This is a genomic window from Sulfitobacter sp. HI0129 (assembly GCF_001635395.1).
In the GTDB taxonomy this organism is placed as follows: domain Bacteria; phylum Pseudomonadota; class Alphaproteobacteria; order Rhodobacterales; family Rhodobacteraceae; genus Sulfitobacter.
Genome location: NZ_LWGH01000120.1, coordinates 1 through 283, shown reverse-complemented (window position 1 = coordinate 283; position 283 = coordinate 1). Strand labels below are relative to the sequence as shown.

Genomic DNA, 283 nt, shown 5'->3' with positions numbered 1-283 from the left:
GGCCTGCACGCCGCGATGGAGGAAGCCGTCATCGGGCGCGGCCGCCCGTTTCTGGGCATCTGCGTGGGCATGCAGCTCATGGCGCGGCTGGGGCATGAATACACCCCGACCGAGGGCCTGGGATGGATCGACGGCGAAGTCGTGCCCATCGTCCCTTCGGACACGGCGCTGAAGGTGCCCCACATGGGGTGGAACGATCTGGTGCTGGATGCGGCCCATCCCGTGTTCGACGGGCTGGCGGAAGGCGATCACGCCTATTTCGTGCACAGCTATCACATGAAGG

The 283-nt window shown here is 66.1% G+C and carries 1 protein-coding gene; it reads left to right on the top strand.

Features of this window, described 5'->3' with window-relative positions; all coding sequences use genetic code 11:
- The coding region (locus A3764_RS01125) for a glutamine amidotransferase-related protein (RefSeq protein WP_443069361.1) at positions 1-283 on the top strand (283 nt) is incomplete at both ends.